General features: G+C 68.3%; 12 protein-coding genes. 5 read left to right on the top strand and 7 right to left on the bottom strand.

The genetic code is table 11. The features are described from left to right. Positions 1–7 precede the first annotated feature (7 nt). Entirely contained in the window at positions 8–1,009 is a 1,002-nt protein-coding gene (locus tag ACX114_RS16090) for a cation diffusion facilitator family transporter (RefSeq protein ID WP_459298969.1), read from the bottom strand. Between the two features lie 112 nt (positions 1,010–1,121). Here ACX114_RS16090 and ACX114_RS16085 point away from each other — a divergent pair, with 112 nt between their 5' ends. From ACX114_RS16085 to typA, 3 genes are all read left to right on the top strand, one after another. Beyond that, a complete protein-coding gene (locus ACX114_RS16085; protein ID WP_459298968.1) occupies positions 1,122–2,711 on the top strand; it encodes a sigma 54-interacting transcriptional regulator in 1,590 nt (529 codons plus the stop codon). Then, positions 2,708–3,631: an alpha/beta fold hydrolase gene (locus ACX114_RS16080; protein WP_459298967.1), complete on the top strand. Its 924-nt coding sequence runs from the start codon at positions 2,708–2,710 to the stop codon at positions 3,629–3,631. The genes ACX114_RS16085 and ACX114_RS16080 overlap by 4 nt, the downstream gene beginning before the upstream one ends. A 166-nt stretch (positions 3,632–3,797) precedes the next feature. Continuing rightward, complete coding sequence (gene typA / locus ACX114_RS16075; RefSeq protein WP_459298966.1) at positions 3,798–5,651, top strand: translational GTPase TypA; 1,854 nt, start codon at positions 3,798–3,800, stop codon at positions 5,649–5,651. Positions 5,652–5,726: 75 nt separating this feature from the next. Here the strand turns inward: typA and ACX114_RS16070 are convergent, their stop codons facing one another. Continuing rightward, positions 5,727–6,533 carry a hypothetical protein gene (locus ACX114_RS16070; protein WP_459298965.1) on the bottom strand — a complete coding sequence of 269 codons (807 nt, stop codon included), beginning with the start codon at positions 6,531–6,533 and terminating at the stop codon, positions 5,727–5,729. Positions 6,534–6,692: 159 nt separating this feature from the next. Here ACX114_RS16070 and ACX114_RS16065 point away from each other — a divergent pair, with 159 nt between their 5' ends. Continuing rightward, a complete protein-coding gene (locus ACX114_RS16065; protein WP_459298964.1) occupies positions 6,693–7,517 on the top strand; it encodes an AraC family transcriptional regulator in 825 nt (274 codons plus the stop codon). Further along, positions 7,514–8,206 carry an aspartate/glutamate racemase family protein gene (locus ACX114_RS16060; protein WP_459298963.1) on the top strand — a complete coding sequence of 231 codons (693 nt, stop codon included), beginning with the start codon at positions 7,514–7,516 and terminating at the stop codon, positions 8,204–8,206. The genes ACX114_RS16065 and ACX114_RS16060 overlap by 4 nt, the downstream gene beginning before the upstream one ends. A 6-nt stretch (positions 8,207–8,212) precedes the next feature. Here ACX114_RS16060 and cglE read toward each other — a convergent pair whose 3' ends face one another. The 5 genes from cglE to ACX114_RS16035 all read right to left on the bottom strand — a co-directional run bounded on the left by cglE (position 8,213) and on the right by ACX114_RS16035 (position 16,701). After that, positions 8,213–8,812 carry an adventurous gliding motility protein CglE gene (gene cglE, locus ACX114_RS16055; RefSeq protein ID WP_459300181.1) on the bottom strand — a complete coding sequence of 200 codons (600 nt, stop codon included), beginning with the start codon at positions 8,810–8,812 and terminating at the stop codon, positions 8,213–8,215. Between the two features lie 167 nt (positions 8,813–8,979). After that, positions 8,980–11,046, bottom strand: coding sequence for a TonB family protein (locus tag ACX114_RS16050; protein WP_459298962.1), 2,067 nt, complete (start codon positions 11,044–11,046; stop codon positions 8,980–8,982). Positions 11,047–11,102: 56 nt separating this feature from the next. Further along, entirely contained in the window at positions 11,103–11,387 is a 285-nt protein-coding gene (locus ACX114_RS16045) for a hypothetical protein (RefSeq protein ID WP_120547342.1), read from the bottom strand. A 158-nt stretch (positions 11,388–11,545) separates the two neighbouring features. After that, positions 11,546–13,039, bottom strand: coding sequence for a tetratricopeptide repeat protein (locus tag ACX114_RS16040; RefSeq protein ID WP_459298961.1), 1,494 nt, complete (start codon positions 13,037–13,039; stop codon positions 11,546–11,548). After that, positions 13,036–16,701, bottom strand: a complete 3,666-nt coding sequence (locus ACX114_RS16035; RefSeq protein WP_459298960.1) for a tetratricopeptide repeat protein — start codon at positions 16,699–16,701, stop codon at positions 13,036–13,038. The genes ACX114_RS16040 and ACX114_RS16035 overlap by 4 nt, the downstream gene beginning before the upstream one ends. Positions 16,702–16,916 lie beyond the last annotated feature (215 nt).

Genomic DNA, 16,916 nt, shown 5'->3' with positions numbered 1-16,916 from the left:
AAGGATGTCAGTGCACCTCGCCCAGGTGGGCGTAGGACTGGCTTTCAATCTGGATGGTCGTGTGGTCGATGCCGAAGCGGTCGAAGAGGTCGTGCTTCACCGCGGACAGGATGTCGTCGTTGTTGCAGACCATGGGGTCCGCCACCACCAGGTGCGCGGACAGCGCGTACATCCCGCTGGAGATGGTCCACACGTGCAGGTCGTGCACCGCCTGCACGCCCGGCACCTTCCCCATGAGGTCCCGCACCTGCTCCAGGTCCACGTGCGCGGGCACCGCCTCCAGGAGCACGTCCACCGCGTCCTTCACCAGCCGCAGCGCGCCCACGACGATGATCATCGAAATGAGCACGGAGATGATGGGGTCCACGACGTACCAGCCGGTCCACCACATGATGCCCGCGCCAATCAGCACGCCCACCGACGACAGCGTGTCCCCCAGCACGTGCAGGAACGCGCCGCGCACGTTCATGGAGTGCGTCTGGTGCAGGAAGCCCAGCGCCGCCAGGTTCGCCACCAGGCCGATGCCCGCCACCAGCGCCATGGGCCCCAGCTCCACCGGAGCGGGCGTGCGCATGCGCTCCCAGGCCTCCAGCAGGATGAAGATGGTGATGACCAGCAGCAGCACCCCGTTGAGGAGCGCGCTCAAGATTTCCATCCGGTAGTACCCGTAGGTCTTCTTCAGGTCCGCGGGCCGCCCGGCGAACCACAGCGCCAGCAGGCTCAGCACCATGGCCGACACGTCCGTCAGCATGTGCCCGGCGTCGGAGAGCAGCGCCAGCGAGTTGGTGAGGAAGCCGCCCACCGCCTCCGCCACCATGATGGTCGCCGTCAGCCCCAGCGCGAACAGGAGCCGCCGCCGGTCCTTGCGCCGCTCCTCCGCCAGCCCGCCCTTGCGGGGACCGTGCGAATGACCGTGCCCATGGCCGTGCGAATGCCCATGGTGCGAGTGGTCATGGTCGTGCGAATGACCGTGCCCGGCCCTGCCGTGTGTATGTGGGGGTGCGCTCACAGGGAACCAGGGTACGCGATCAGCGCCATTATCGGACAGGTGCCGCTGGATTGATTTCGGACAACCCCGTAGATCCGTTGTCCTGATCCGCAACAGGCCGAGGGACGCGGGGATGGACTTCGAGAAGCATCAGAATCTGCACACCATTGTCATGTTGAGGGATGTCATCCGCAAGTGGTGGCAGGTGGAGCTTTCCTTCGCGGATCGCAACGGCGTGGTGCACGACTGGCAGCGCGGGGATTTCATCCCGCCGCCCAACGACTTCTGCCGCCACTCACTGGGGGCGCGAGAGGGGATGCGGCGGTGTGCCCAGTCGGTGCGGGTGCTCCATGAGAAGTTCAAGGCCGCCAAGAACCTGCGCCGCTCGCTCTTCCACGACTGCCACCTGCGCCTGTCCATCGTGGGCGCGCCGCTCTACATCCGCAACGAGTACGAGGGCTTCCTCTTCGTGGAGGGCTTCGCCCGTCAGCCGCTCACGCCCGCGGACGGGCACGTGCTCCTGAGCAAGATGCGCGACATCGCGCCCGGGGCGATGCTGGAGCTGGAGGGCGCCGCGGAGCGCGTGCCGGTGCTGGACGGCTCGGAGCTGAGCAAGCTGTCCGACCTGCTGGAGTTCGCGGTCACGGAGATCGCCAACCAGGAGGTGGAGCTCACGCGCAAGGAGGAGACCATCCAGTCCATGGCCTCCGAGCTGTCCAACCGCTACCGCTTCGAGAAGATCATCGGCCGCTCCGGGGCCATGAATGAAGTCTTCCGCCTGATGGAGAAGGTGGCCCACTCCGACTCCACCGTCCTCATCAACGGCGAGTCCGGCACGGGCAAGGAGCTGGTGGCGCGCGCCATCCACCACAACGGCCCGCGCAAGGACAAGCCGTTCGTCGTGCAGAACTGCTCCGCCTTCAACGACAACCTCCTGGAGAGCGCCCTCTTCGGGCACACCCGGGGCGCCTTCACCGGCGCGCTCAAGGACAAGAAGGGCCTCTTCGAGGTCGCGGACCAGGGCACCTTCTTCCTGGACGAGGTGGGCGACATGTCCCCCGCCCTCCAGGTGAAGCTCTTGCGCGTGCTCCAGGAGGGCACCTTCCTGCCCGTGGGCGGCACCCAGTCCCGCGAGGTCGACGTGCGCGTCATCGCCGCCACCCACAAGGACCTGGGCGAGCTGGTGAAGCGCGGCGAGTTCCGCGAGGACCTCTTCTACCGCATCAACGTCATCCGCCTGCAGCTGCCGCCCCTGCGCGAGCGCAAGGACGACCTGCCCGTCCTCATCGACCACTTCCTGCGCAAGCACCACCGCGAGGGCCAGCGCGCGCGAGGCCTGGCGCCGGAGGCCCTGGGCATCCTGGGCGCGTACGCGTGGCCCGGGAACATCCGCGAGCTGGAGAATGAAATCGAGCGGCTGCTCGTGCTAGGCGGCGAGCTGGAGACCATCCCCGCGGAGCTGCTCTCCAGCCGCATCCGCGACGCCGTGGTGCCCGGCGGCGGGCCCTTCATCGCTCCCCGCGCGCACGGAAAGCTGCACGAGGCGGTGGAGTCCCTGGAGAAGGAGATGATCCACCAGGGCCTGGTGCGCACCCGCTACAACAAGAGCCGGCTGTCGCGGGAGCTGGGCATCAGCCGCTCCAATCTGCTCTTGAAGATCTCCCGCTACGGGCTGGACAAGGGCATCCCCGAAGGACTGGACACGGACGAGGTGGAGGCGTGAGCGCGCCGCATGGACAGGCGGTATCCTTCCGGCAGGACTCGCTGCGGGTGCCGGACGGCGCGGACCTCTACTACCAGGTGCGGGGGGATGGCGCCCCGGGCATGGTCCTCTGCGACGGCCTGGGGTGTGACGGCTTCGCGTGGAAGTACCTGCTGCCCTACCTGGGCCGGCGCCACCGCGTGCTGCGCTGGCACTACCGGGGCCACGGCAAGAGCACCGTCCCCACGGACCGCACGCGCATCGGCATGGCCTACACCTGCGACGACATGGCGCGGGTGATGGACGCGGCGGGCATGGACAAGGCCGTCCTCTTCGGCCACTCCATGGGCGTGCAGGTGGCGCTGGAGTTCCACCGCCGCTACGCCCGGCGCGTGGAGGGGCTGGTGCTGGTGTGCGGCAGCTACGGCATGCCGCTGGACACCTTCCATGACTCCACGCTGCTCAAGCGCCTCTTCCCCACCCTGCGGGCCGCGGTGGAGCGCTTCCCCCGGCACACCGCGCGCATCGTGCACGGGGCGCTCACCACGGAATTGGTGGTCCAGTTGGCCATCCGCCTGGAGATGAACCCGGACCTCATCGCGCGCAACGACCTGGCCCCGTACTTCACGCATCTGGCACGGATGGACCCCGTCGTCTTCGTGCGCACCCTGGACTCGCTGGCCAACCACACCGCCGAGGACCACCTGGAGCACGTGGACGTGCCCACCCTGGTGGTCGCCGGGGAGAAGGACCGGTTCACCCCCGGCTGGCTGTCCCGGAAGATGGCCGAGCGCATCCCCTCCTCTGAGCTGCTGATGATTTCCGAGGGCACCCATACCGCCCCACTGGAAGTTCCGGGGCTGGTGGAGCTGCGGGTGGAGCGCTTCCTGAGGGAGCGGCTGGGCGTGGAAACCGCCGAGGTCCCCCCGAAGGTGGGATAAGCGCCCAGCTTGCGAGGGGCCTGATTGTTTGCCTGCTGGACACCCGCCTTCATTGCAGGTGGGAAGCCCCCGGCATATAAGCCCCCGCCTTCCGGGTTCCGGTGGGATTGAGATTCCCCGTTCTGGGCGTGTCTCTTCGCACCTTCTTTTCCGTCAGTTGGTCCGCATGATCTCTCGCGAAAACATCCGCAACGTCGCCATTGTCGCCCACGTCGACCACGGCAAGACCACCCTCGTCGACCACCTGCTCCGGCAGGCGGGGACCTTCCGCTCCAATGAGCACGTGGCCGAGCGGGTCATGGACTCGAACGACCTCGAGCGCGAGAAGGGCATCACCATCCTCGCGAAGAACACCGCCGTCTCCTACAAGGGGAAGCAGATCAACATCATCGACACCCCGGGCCACGCCGACTTCGGTGGCGAGGTGGAGCGCGGTCTGCGCCTGGTCGATGGCGTCATCCTGCTGGTGGACGCCGCTGAAGGCCCCCTGCCCCAGACGCGCTTCGTGCTCAGCAAGGCGCTGGCCATGGGCCTGAAGACGGTGCTGGTCATCAACAAGATCGACCGCCAGGACGCCCGGGCCAAGGACGTGCTGGACCTCGTGTACTCGCTCTACATCGACCTGGGCGCGAACGAGGAGCAGCTGGAGATGCCGGTCCTCTACACCATCGCGCGCCAGGGCCAGGCCTCCACGTCGCTGGAAGTGCCGGGCAAGACGCTGGAGCCGCTGTACGACGCCATCATCAACCACATCCCGCCCCCGCCCGCGCCTTCGGCGGAGCAGACGACGCTGCAGCTCTTGGTCGCCAACCTGGACTACGACGACTACGTCGGCCGTCTGGCGGTGGGCCGCGTGCAGGCGGGCCGCATCACCCCGAACATGCCCGTGTCCGTCGTCCGCGAGGGCGGCAAGGTGCAGCAGGGCAAGATCGTCAAGCTGTTCGGCTTCTCCGGCCTGAAGCGCCAGGAGATCCCGGACGCGGGCCCGGGTGAGATCGTCTCCATCGCGGGCATCGAGGAGATCAGCATCGGCGACACCATCGCGGACTTCGAGAAGCCCGTGGCGCTGCCGCGCATCACCGTGGACGAGCCCACGATGATGATGATCTTCAAGGTCAACGACGGGCCGCTGGCGGGCAAGGAGGGCAAGTACGTGACCTCCCGCAACCTGCGTGAGCGCCTCTACCGCGAGGCCTACCGCAACGTGGCCGTGCGCGTGGAGGACACCGCGACGCCGGACGCGTTCCGCGTGGTGGGCCGTGGCGAACTGGCGCTGGCGGTCATCATCGAGAACATGCGCCGCGAGGGCTACGAGCTCACCGCCTCCAACCCGGAGCCCATCACCAAGGAGATCGACGGGCAGCTGCACGAGCCCATGGAGCTGCTCTTCTGCGACGTGCCGGAGAACAGCGTCGGCGCGGTGACGGAGCGCCTGGGGCCCCGCAAGGGCCGCATGACGGACATGGCGCAGCTGGGCTCGGGCCGCACCCGCCTCCAGTTCCGCATCCCCGCGCGCGGCCTCATCGGCTTCCGCTCGGAGTTCCTCACCATCACGCGGGGTGAAGGCATCATGAGCAGCCAGTTCGACGGCTTCGAGCCGTGGTTCGGCTACATCCCCAAGCGTGCCAACGGCGCGATGGTCTCCGACCGCCTGGGCGACACGGTGCCGTACGCGCTGTTCAGCATCCAGGAGCGCGGTCAGCTCTTCGTGGGCGCGGGCACCACCGTGTACGAGGGGATGATCATCGGCGAGCACGCGCACCCGTCCGAGCTCAACGTCAACTGCTGCCGCGAGAAGAAGCTCACCAACATCCGCGCCGCCGGCCGCGACGAGAACGTCATCCTCGTCCCGCCGCGCGAGATGGGGCTGGAGAAGGCCCTGGAGTGGATCGCCGACGACGAGCTCGTCGAGGTGACGCCCAAGTCCATCCGCATGCGCAAGAAGGCGCTGGCCGTGGGCGAGCGCTACCGCGCCGAGCGCGACCGCAAGCGCGAGGAGCGCGCCGAAGCGGCGGACTGAAGTCCTCGCGAAAGCGCCTGAAAGCATCCAGGGGCCGTCACCTTCGCGGGTGGCGGCCCCTTCTTCGTTCCGGACTCAGAAACCGAAGCGGACGAGCCGGGCGCGGTACGGCGTGGAGTTGCTCTTGCCCGCCTGGTCGTCCCAGCCCTTGAACTCCACGTCGTCCAGGAGCCGCTCCGTCTGGCCATGGACGGTGACGGCGTTGATCAACGGGAGGCTGATGGAGCCCACGTTGCGGCCCGCGAGCTGGTTGCCCGGGTCCAACGCCTCCTGACGGCCCTGGGAGCAGCTGTCGGTGAAGTAGCAGCCCCGGTCGCAGGCGGCCTTCGAGGCGTAGGAGCCGTGCTTGTTCACGGCCACGTAGATGCGCGGCGCGCCCCGGTACGCCCCCGCGTACTCGAGCTGCGCGTAGCCGTACCAGCCCGAGGAGTCGCACGCCGTCTCCAGGTGCGCGGACAGGAAGGCCTGGTCCAGGTACCAGCGGCCGTCGGTGTAGTGCACGTCCAGCACCTGGAACTCGGAGTCCCCGTCGTGGGTGAAGACGTTGAAGATGCCCAGGCTCGGGATGCCGTGGTCCTCGTAATACGCGGCCAGGTAGAAGATGCGCAGCGTGCGCAGGGCGGAGTTGAGCGGCCGCGCCGCGAAGTACGGCCGGCGCGCCACGCCCTTCTCGCCCTGGGCAATCCACAGCGTGGGCATGAAGGCCGCGGCCACCTGGAGCTCGCAGCTGTCGCTCACGCCGTCATGGTCCGCGTCCGGCACCTGGCCCCAGCACGCCTCCGCGGACGGCAGGTCCGGGATGCCCTGCGCGAAGGCGGGGACGGACAGCAACGACAGCACCAGCACCCACACACGGGCATGGGAACGGATAACGGGGGTCATGGGCTTACCTGGAAAGAACCGCGAGGGTGACTTTCAGGGTGAGCACACGAGCGACGGAGCTGAATCCGCCCGCCAGGACGGGGCACGTGTCCGGCGTCCGTCGAAGCGGTAGTAGAAACGCGTCAGGACACGGACGTCCCGAGGGAGGCGGCACGGCGGGTGGAGTCGAACGCGGGAAAGCCTCGGGGCCTGCTGTATCCCCGCCCGGATGCCCGGCACTTCGAGCACGTCCGCGTCCTGCCCGCGGAGGACCTGCGCCCGTGGGTCGAACACTTCTGGGCCGTGCGGTGGGATCTGCGCGGACAGCCGCCCTACCTCCAGCAGAGCCTCAGCCACCCGTCCGTGCACTGGGCCTTCCAGGACGGCACGTCGCGCGTGGGAGGCCCGCACCCGGGCCGCTTCTCCATCACGCTGGAGGGCCTGGGCGGCGTGTTCAGCATCAAGTTCCGGCCCGGTGGCTTCTTCCCCTTCGTGGGCACACCCGTGTCCGCGCTCACGCGGCGCGCCGTCCCGCCGGGCACGCTGCTGGGCCCGGAGGCGCTTGAGTTGGAAGCCGCCATCCTCGCCACCGACGTCACGCGCGACGCGGACCGCGAGCGCATCGCCCTGGCGGAGGCCTTCCTGCGGACCCGCCTGCCCGCGCCGGATCCGAACGTGGCGCTCGTGCAGGGGCTCGTCACGCGCATCCTGGAGGACCGCGCGGTGACGAAGGTGGAGGACCTGCTCACGCCCGAAGGCCCGGGGCTGCGCACGGTCCAACGGCTGTTCAACCGCTACGTGGGCGTGAACCCCAAGTGGGTCATCCAGCGCTACCGCCTGCATGAGGCCGCGGAGCGGCTGCGCGAATCACCGCCCCCGGAGCTGGCGCGGCTGGCGCTGGAGCTGGGCTACTTCGACCAGGTCCACTTCATCCGCGACTTCCGGCGCATCGTGGGCCGCACGCCCGCCGGATACGCCCGATACGGGAGGGAACAACCCAAATGAAGACGATTGGCTTGCTGGGCGGGATGAGCTGGGAGTCCACGGCGGAGTACTACCGGCGGATCAACGAGCACGTGAAGCAGGCGCTGGGGGGCCACCACTCCGCGAAGGTCGTCCTCTACAGCGTGGACTTCCAGGAGATTGAACACGCCCAGAGCGCCGGCCGATGGGACGACGCGGCCCGCATCCTGTGCGACGCCGCCCAAGCGCTGGAACGCGCGGGGGCCGAGGCCCTGGTGCTGTGCACCAACACCATGCACAAGCTGGCGCCGGCCATCACCTCCGCCATCCGCATCCCCTTCCTGCACATCGCGGAGGCGACCGCGCAGGAGGTGCTGGGCGCGAAGGTGAAGACCGTGGGCCTGCTCGGGACGCGCTACACGATGGAGCAGGACTTCTACAAAGGCAGGCTCGCGGAGTCAGGCCTGGAGGTCCTGGTGCCCACCGACGCGGAGCGCCAGGAGGTCCATGACGTCATCTACCAAGAGCTGTGCCTGGGCCAGGTGAAGGCCGTCTCCCGGGAGCGCTACCAGCGCATCATGGAGGGTCTGGTCCGCCGGGGCGCCCAGGGCATCATCCTGGGCTGCACGGAGATCACCCTGTTGATCAAACCCGGCGACGCGTCCGTGCCGGTGTTCGACACCACGGCCATCCACGCCCTGAAGGCCGCCGCGTTCTGTCTGGGCTCGTAGCCCGCTTCAGAACGTGTACTTCACGCGCGGGAACACCGCGAACGACATGATGTTCGGCCCGATGATGTAGCGGCCGAGCAGATCCGCGCCCACGGAGAAGTGGTCGAAGGACGTCGCGTACTCCACGCCCACGCCCAGGCCCGCGTTGAAGGCGTTGATGGCCTGGCCCGGGTCGCCCTTCTCCGGATCCACCGGCCGGGGATCCAACCGCGTGTAGCCCGCCGCCACCTTGGGCGTCAGGTAGAAGCGGTTGGCCAATTGCACGTGGTACGCGGCCGTCAGGTCGCCAAAGGCCACGGTGAAGTTGTCGGACAGCGCGCAGACGTTGGAGTCCGGCAGGTAGCCCGCGAAGCAGTTCTGCGCGGAGGAGCCCAGCGCGAAGTGGGCCCCCAGCGAGATGCGCTCCGTCAGGTCGTAGCCAATGCCCAACTGCACGTACGACTGCGCGTTGGAGTAGCTGTTCTCGCCGCCCACCGTGAAGAAGACCCCGACGTCGGTCTCGGTGAAGAACCCCCGGCGCGGCTCGAACGGCACGCCCTCCGGCGGCGTGGCCCCCAGGGCCGGCGTCGCCAGCGCGAGCGCGGCCAACAGCAGCGACTTCCTCACGACTCCTCCCGTCACGTTGTCCTCCTGCTCCCTTGCACGCCTGGCAGCAGTGGCACGGACAGTAGTGACGCCCGGCACGAAACGGCAGCGGGGAAAAACGAAAATGGCGTGGACCGTTTCGTCCACGCCATTTCGGTCTTCCAGTCTACGAATCGCGGTGGGTGCCGTTACTCCGCGGCGTCAGCGCCCGAGGGCGAGAACAGCCAGGGGTACGTCACGTTCACCACGCCGCCGCCCTTGGGCTCCGGGAACTTCCAGCGGCGGATGCGGGAGATCATGCACTGCTCCGCGGGAGAGCTGCCCAGCGTGGACTCGGACACGCTGGCGTCCGCCACCGCGCCGGCCGGGTCGATGGTGAAGGCCACCGCGACCTTGCCGGCCAGCGACGGGTTCTTGTTCAGCTCCGACTCGTAGCAGTACTTGATCTCGTTCTGGTGCCGCCGGATGACCTTGGCGATGACGTCCTTGTCCAGGCCGCCAATCACCGTCGTCTTGCCGGGGATGACCTTGGTGACGGACTTGCCACGGCCGCCCAGGTCGATGCCGCCCGAGCCGCCCGTGCCCCGGCCGTTGCCCTGGGTGCCCAGGCCGCCGATGCCCAGCGCCGTGCCGCCACCGCCGTTGCCCGTGCCACGCGAACCCAGGCCGCCCACGCCGTGCGCGTCACCCATGGCCGCGCCGCCCTTGAGGCCGCCCAGCGAGTTGTTGATGCCCGTGCCGATGCCGCCCGGACCGAACACGTCGGAAGCGCCACCCTTCATGCCCTTGAGCGCGCCGAGGAGGCCCACCTTGCCCACCACCTGGCGGTCCTTCTCCTTCTTGGACTTGTCCACCACCGGGGTGCCCGGCTTGGAGGGCGCGGCCTCCTCCTGCTTCGCCTCCTGCTTGCCGAACTTGCCCTCTTCGTCCTTGGCCTTGGCCCCCTCCTCCACGCCGGAGAGCTGGAGCTTCTTCGCCTCCACCTTCTTCTCCGGGGCGATGAGGAACTTGGCCACGCGCTGCTGGGACTCGAAGACGTCGTCCGCGGACTTCGTATCCGTGTGCGGCGTCAGCACCATGGCGGTGACGAACGCCGCCGCCGCGAGGATGCAGATGGCGGCGATCTTGAAGAAGCTGAAGTCGCGGTCGGACAGCGACGTCGCCAGGATGGCCGGCGACGGCTTCACGTAGCGCATCACGAACGCCACCGTGCCCAGCGACACCTCCGCCCGGTCATGCAGGCCCAGGGTGAAGAGCTGCTCCTGGTCCGCCGTGGCGTTGTTGAGCTGGCCCGCGGCGCGCAGCGCGTCCTTCGTGCGCACGTCACCGTTGTTGGTGACGAAGACGCCGGAGCCCGCCGGAGCGCGCAGCTCCAGCTTGTCGCCCTTGCTCACCGCGAGCACGTGGCGCTTGCCCACCTGCGGCGAGAACACGGTGAAGGTGTTCTTCGCGGCCTCGCCGATGGTGACCGGCGCGCCGTCCTTGAAGTGCTGGACCTCCAGCATCTGGTCGCCCCAGAGCATGGAGACCTGGAGCACCTTCGCGTCCGGCGTGGGCTGCGCGTCCTTCGGCAGCGGCTCCTGCAGGTGCGGCGGAGGCTGCGGCTTGCGGGCCTGGGCCACCTGGGGCGGCGTGGCCTTGCGAGCCGCGACCGGAGGCGGCGGAGGGCCGAACACCGGCGTGGACGTCACGTTCGGGGACACCTGCGTGCCCAGCGCGCCCGCCGGAGCGGAGCGCGGCGTGCTCACCGTGCCCACCACGTTCGTGGGCGCCGCGTTCATCGCGGGCCGCGGAGGCGGAGGCGCCTGCCGCATGTTGGGAGGCACCGGCGCCGCATGCGCGGCCGGAGCCGACACCGGAGCCGATGGGGGCATCACCGGGCGCTGCTGGAACACGCCGGGCTGAGCCACCGCCGCCGCCGGAGCCACCGGCCGGGGCGCGTCACCGAAGAGCACCTCCACCTGGGAGGTTCCCACCGTGAGCACATCCCCGGGCTTGAGCGCCGTGGGGATGATGAGCTTCTGCCCGGACACCTGGGTGCCGCCTTCACTGCCCAGGTCGATGGCCGTCACGGAGCCATCGTTGTCCACCTTCAGCATCACGTGGAGGTTGGACACGCGCGGATCCTGAATCTTCACCGCCGCCTGGGCGCCCGACCCCACGATGACACTCTCCGCCTCCGAAACCGTCTCCTGGATGGAGCCGTCCGGGGTGGTGATCCGAAGCGTCAATCCGTTTTTTCTCGCCGCCGCCATGAAGTTCTTCCTTCTTCCCTTCCCGTCCCGAAAACGTTCAACGCCACCTGTGCTGTCTAGAGATTGTCCGCGGACTTCTGAAGCTCCGGGTCGAAGTTCTCCCGGACCTTGATGAGGCTTTGGAAATCCGTCTTCTTGCGGTTGAGGACGTAGGAGCCTTCCGGCTTGGTGAGCTCGCCCTCCACCGCCACATCCGTGAAATCAATCACCGTCTTCTTGCGGTACACGGTGCGATCCTCCTCCTGGATGATCTTCACCGAGTCCTTGCCGTCCTGAGCCAGGGCGGGAGCCGCCACCCCCAGCCCTCCCACCATCACCATCGCTGCCAGCAGTCGTTTCATGAGATGTCTCCGCCAGGCCCGCTTCTCGGATTCCATTGCAGGGCTCGCACCAACGCCAAGTCCCTGGATTCTAAGGGAGCCGCCCGGCCGCTTGCACCTGGGTGGCTAAAGGCGGGAAGAAAGTTCTCGTCCTTCCCGCCGGGACGACTGTTGTTTCTTCAGGGCGTCGGAGCAGGCGTCGGAGCCGTCTGTCCATTGCCGGACGCATCGTCGGACGCGGGGGCAGCGGGAGCGGCCTCGGGTGCCGTCTCCGGAGCCGCCTCGGTGGCGCCTTCGGCCGGGGCCTCCTGCTCGGGAGCGTTCGCGTCCTGGGGAATCTGATTCATCACGGACGAGCCCGCGCCCCCGGTGGCTTCAGCGTCCTTCTTCTGCTCGCCCTCGGCCTCCGCGGTGGCGGCCGGAGCCGGCGCCGGCGGCGGGTTCTTGAGCATGTTCTGCAGGCCGTTCACCTTGGCGGTGATGAGCTGCTTGTCCTGCTCAGTCGTGGAGGACAGCTCCTTGCAGCGGTCCAGGAACGCGATGGCCTTCTCGTAGGCCGCACGCTCGGACGCGTACGCCCAGCCCGCGCCGCACACCGCCTCCGGCTTGTCCGCGGCGCGCGCGAGCACCTTCTCGAACGCCTCGCCCGCGGCGACGCCCTTCTTCGGATCCAGGCCCTTCTGCCCGTCCAGCGCGTACGCCAGGTACAGCTGGCCCTCCAGGCCGTCCGGCTCCAGGGACAGGGCCTTGGTGAAGGCCTTCTCCGCGCCCGCGTAGTCGCGGTAGCTCAGCGCCAGGGCGCCCAGGTTGAGGTGGCCGGGCGCGAAGTTGTCATCCAGCGACACGGCCTTCTGGAACTGGGCCAGGGCGCGCGGCCGGTCGTCCATCTTCAGGTAGATCATCCCCAGCGTGTTGGAGATGGCCGGGTCGTCCTGCGCCACCTTGCGCGCGTTGACGACCAGCAGCTCCGCCAGGCGGTACTGGCCCCGGTCGTACGCCACCAGCGCCAGCGTCTTGTACGCCTCCGGGTTGTCCTTGCTGCGCGCGAGCACGCGCCGGCCGGTGGCCTCCGCCTCGTCCAGCTTGCCCGCCAGCCGGTACGTCGCGGCCAGCGCGTTGAGCACGGGCTCGTCGTGCTCATGGCCCGGCGTCTGGAGCGCCTTCGTGTACAGCGAGAGGGCCTCGTCCAGCTGGCCCTCGTGCCGGTGCATCAGCCCCAGGTTCATCACGGACGGCGTGTGCGCCGGGTCCAGGGCCAACACCTGCTCGTACGCCACGCGGGCGTCCGCCGGGCGGCCCTGCTTCTCCGCGATGACGCCCAGGTTGAAGCGCGCGTTGAGCGCCTTGGGCTGCTGGTCCACGACGGCCTCGAAGCCCTTGCGAGCGGCGTCCAGGTCGCCGGCCTCGTAGGCCTTCAGGGCCTCGGCGAACTGGCCATCCGCGTCGCCCTTCTGTGCCGGGGCGGGAGGGGGCGCGGCGGGGACCGTGACGGCGGGCTTCTCCACCGCGTTCATCGCGACGGGCGTGGGCCTGGGGCCCGTGGCGCAGGCCGTGGTGAAGGCGAAGGCGAAGGCCCCCGCCAGGAACATGCGCTTGGTGCGAAAGCCGTTCATCCCCGTCGTCCCCATCCCCTTCAACTGGCTGCTGATGTCGATGCTCTGGTTCGTCTTCACGGCCGCACCCCCTCGAGCGACGCGGTGGGTTCAGGCTTCGCGGCGTCCGTGCCCTCGGGAGCGGCGGGCTTCGCGCCCTCGGCGGGCACCGCTTCCGGCGCGGGAGTCGTCGCGGCGGGCTTCGGCTCCGCGGAGGCGCTGATGGGGCCGTTGAGGTCCTTCAGCACGCCCGAGGCGATGCGCGAATCACTGCTGCCCCGGTACGTCACCGGCTTCACCTGGGCGTAGGCACCCGGGCGCAGCTTGTTGATCTGATCCTGCGCGGCCAGCGTCCACTCGCTGTAGATGCCCAGCTCGTAGGCCTTCTGGAGGCCCTTCTCCAGCGCCTCGTTGGACTTGTCCTCCAGCGGGAGCGCCAGGTTCTCCAGCTCGCCGCGGTACATGCTGAGCTGTTCGTCATCCAGACCGGACGGATCCGGCGAGTCCATGATGTTGCGAGCGAAGTCCGCGTACGCGAGGCCGATGCGGGTCAGCGCCGCGATGCCCCACTCGCCGGAGCCCGTGGCGAGCACCGCCGCGTACTCCTTCTCCACGCGCTGCATCTCCTTCTGCTTGTTCGTCAGGTCGCGGCGGATGGTGGAGACGCGCGTGAACTTGATGTCGCTGAAGCGCTTCCACGTGGGCTCCAGCGCCAGGAAGCGCGCGTGGCCGTACGCGTTGAGCACCGCGGTGTCCTTGCGCACGCCCTCCGGAAGCTTGTTCCAGCCGCGCACCAGCTCGTCCTGCGCCTTCTCCTGGCCGCGCACGTCCTTCATCTTCTGGTACGCGAGCAGCTCATGGTACCGCGCCAGGTACGCCTGCCCCGCGGCGGTGCGCGAGTCGCGGCCGTAGTCCTCCACGAACCGGTTGAAGGCGCGGGCCGCGTCGCCCCACTTCTTCTCCTTCTCCCAGACGAGGCCGATGGAGAAGGCCACCTGCGGCACGTCCTTGCGGTCCTTGAAGCGCGCCAGGTAGTTGTTCCACGCCGTCACGGCCTTCTGGGACTCGCCCAGGCCGTCGTACCAGACGCCCGCGTTGAAGAGGGCATCCGCCACCCACTCGCCCGCCGCGTCCACCTGCGCCTTGCGCTCGGCGGCCTTCTGCGCGCGCTTGGACTCCGCGTCCTCCACGGCGCCCGGCGTGTCGTCCTTCTTCGCGACGGGGGTGGCCTTGGCCTTCTTCTCCTTGTCCTTCTTCGACTGTGTCTCGCGGGCCTTGATGGCCGCGTCGTACTCGGCCACGAAGGACTCGGACATGGCCGCGGCCTTCTTGAACTCGGCGACCTTCTCGTAGAGGCCAGACAGCGTGTAGCGCGTCTGCAGCTCGAAGTTGCTGTTCGGGTACTCCTTGAGGACGCGCTCACCGGCGGTGATGCCCTTGTCCACCTCACCGGCCTCCTGCGCGATGACCATCGCGTAGGTGAGCGCGCGGTCCGCGTTCTCCGACTTGGGGAACTCCGTCACGAAGGACAGGAACTCCTCGGCGGCCTTCGCCGGGTTCTTCTCCTTCTTGTAGACGACCTCATCCACGTACTTGTACTGGCTGCCCTCCACCACGCGGGCCACGCGCAGGGCGAAGTCCGAGCCGGGCTTGGACAGCTTCTTGTTGGAGAGGAACTTGCGCGAGAGCGTATTGAGTTCCTTCCACTCCTCGCGGCTCTCCAGCACGTACATGGTCAGGTCCGCGGCGTCGCGCGAGCGGCGCTCCTCCGGGAACTTCTCGATGATCTCCCCGAAGCGGCGGGCCGCGTCCACGAAGTGCGCGCGGTCGTAGAGGATGACGGCGGCCTGGTAGCGCAGGTCGATCTCATCCTGGTTGCCCGGGTAGAGGTTGTTGTACGTGTCACACGCGGCGACCAGCCGGTCCTCGAACTTGGTGAGCGGCTGCTCGGCCTGCTCCTTGGCGTCGCGCTTCACCAGCTTCTGCTTGGCGACGTCGCCCTTGTCCTTCTTCTCGTCGACCTTCTGGCCGTCCTTCAGGTCGCTCTTGGCAATCTGGCCGCGCTCGATCTTGACGAGCTTGTCGTAGGCGAGCACCGCGTTGTACGAGGCGCTCTTGCGGTAGGCCTCGTTGGAGACCTCCTTCGCGGAGTCGCGGTCCGGAATCTTGAACGCCACCACGGCGTCGTACTCGCCGGCGGCGGCCTCCCACTCCTCCAGGGCCCACAGGATTTCGGCGTAGAAGAAGCGGATGTTGAAGGCGGAGTCCGCCACGAACTCCGGGTTGTCGCTGGAGGCGAACGCGTCCACGTACTGCTTGTAGATGTCGCGCGCGAGCCGGTAGGTCTCCACCTGGCGCGTCTTCTGCGCCTCCTGGTGGTACTCGGTGACCATCACGCGCATCGCCTCTTCGGTGACGCTGAAGGCGTTGCGCAGCACGCCCGCGTTGCTGGCGTTGGCGGTCCACCACTCGCCACCCGGGCGGTAGAGGTCCACCATCCGCTTCATCTCCTTGCGGACCTGCTGGCGCTGACGCAGCCCCTCGAACGCGCGCACCACGGCCTGCTGGTACTCCGGCGCGTTCGCGCCCATGGGCGCGTCGTCGATGAGCGTGCGGTACACCAGGATGGCGCTGTCGAAGTGGCCCGCGTCCACCAGGCCCGCGGCCGTCTTCGCGAGCAGCCGGCCCTGGCGCTTGGCCGGAGCCTTCTGCTTGAAGTAGGCGAGCGCCTCCTTCGGCTGATCCAACTGGACGTAGAAGACGGTGAGGTCGTTGAGGGCCTCCGTGCGCAGGTCGCCCAGCTCCTCGCCGCGCTGGCTCGCGTAGTCCACCACCTCGTGGAGCTTCTTCAGGCCCGCGTCCAGGTCGCCCGCGTTGAAGTCACACCAGGACAGCTTGTAGGTGGCGTAGGCGTAGATCTTGGGAACGCCGGAGTCGCGCGCCTTCTCGTAGTTCTCCTTGGCGGGCGCGAGCTTGTTGTTCTCGAAGTAGTGGTTGCCCAGCTGGATGTACGCGTCCGGGACGAACTGCGACTTCGGGAAGTCGCGGATCAGCTCCTCGTAGCGCTTCACCGCGTCCTCGCGGCGGTTGAGCTCGTAGAGGTTGTAGCCCAGGGAGAAGAGGACCTCGTCGCGGGCCGGGTAGTCCGGGTACTCGCTGAGGATGGCCTCGTAGATGCGCATCGTCTCCGCGCGGTAGCGCTCGGACTCGCGGTGGTCCTGCTCCGGCGCGGTGGCCTTCTCACCGCGAGCCACGGCGGCGTCGTAGGCCTTCTCCGCCGCGAGGAACTTCTCCATCTCCAGCTGGTAGAGGTACTTGGACTTCTCCCAGTAGAGCTCCGACAGGCGGTACTGCATCTCCGCCTTCTGCGTGGAGGTCTCCTGCAGCTTGGGGATGAGGCGCTTGAAGCCTTCGATGGCCTCGTCGCGCTTCTTGTCCGCGAGCGCGTCCTTCTTGGAGTCCGCGATGCGCGGCGTGTCCGCGAACTTGGCCGTGGCGGGCTTCACCCGCGCCGGGCCCTTGCGCATGTCCTGGGGCGCCACACCGGGCGGCAGCTCCGCCTTCTTCGCCTCCTCCTTGTCCTTCTTGCTCGCGGCCTCGGCCTTCCTGGCCGCCGCCTTCGAGGAGGACTTCTTCGTCGCCACCTTGCGCGGCGGTGCCGTCTCCTCCGCCGCCTCCCCCACCCCACCGGCCGCGAGCGCGACGCCCACCGCCAGTGCACCGAACCGAAGAACCACCTTCATGCGAGCTCCTGGAGAACCGCGCCTCGCCTGCCTGGGAAAACTTCTGCCCAGTTGGGAGGGACGACGGAAAGTAGACGCGGGTACCCAGATTGAGAAGTGGCCCGGAACGTGCCTTGTGCCCCGGCGTACGCGATCACGCCGGGACACCTTCCAGGACTCAACATCACGCGAAGAGGCCCCGTCCCCCGTGACAAACGCACGGTGGCGGGGCCTCT

The organism is Corallococcus sp. M7 (genome assembly GCF_054512695.1).
Note: the sequence above shows the minus strand (reverse complement) of the source record. Positions and strands in the feature narration are given on the sequence as shown.

Coding starts and splice junctions, on each gene's coding strand:
- typA (WP_459298966.1), top strand. CDS start 3,798: ATGATCTCTCGCGAAAACATCCGCAACGTCGCCATTGTCGCCCACGTC.
- ACX114_RS16070 (WP_459298965.1), bottom strand. CDS start 6,533: ATGACCCCCGTTATCCGTTCCCATGCCCGTGTGTGGGTGCTGGTGCTG.
- ACX114_RS16060 (WP_459298963.1), top strand. CDS start 7,514: ATGAAGACGATTGGCTTGCTGGGCGGGATGAGCTGGGAGTCCACGGCG.
- ACX114_RS16045 (WP_120547342.1), bottom strand. CDS start 11,387: ATGAAACGACTGCTGGCAGCGATGGTGATGGTGGGAGGGCTGGGGGTG.
- ACX114_RS16035 (WP_459298960.1), bottom strand. CDS start 16,701: ATGAAGGTGGTTCTTCGGTTCGGTGCACTGGCGGTGGGCGTCGCGCTC.
- ACX114_RS16050 (WP_459298962.1), bottom strand. CDS start 11,046: ATGGCGGCGGCGAGAAAAAACGGATTGACGCTTCGGATCACCACCCCG.
- ACX114_RS16085 (WP_459298968.1), top strand. CDS start 1,122: ATGGACTTCGAGAAGCATCAGAATCTGCACACCATTGTCATGTTGAGG.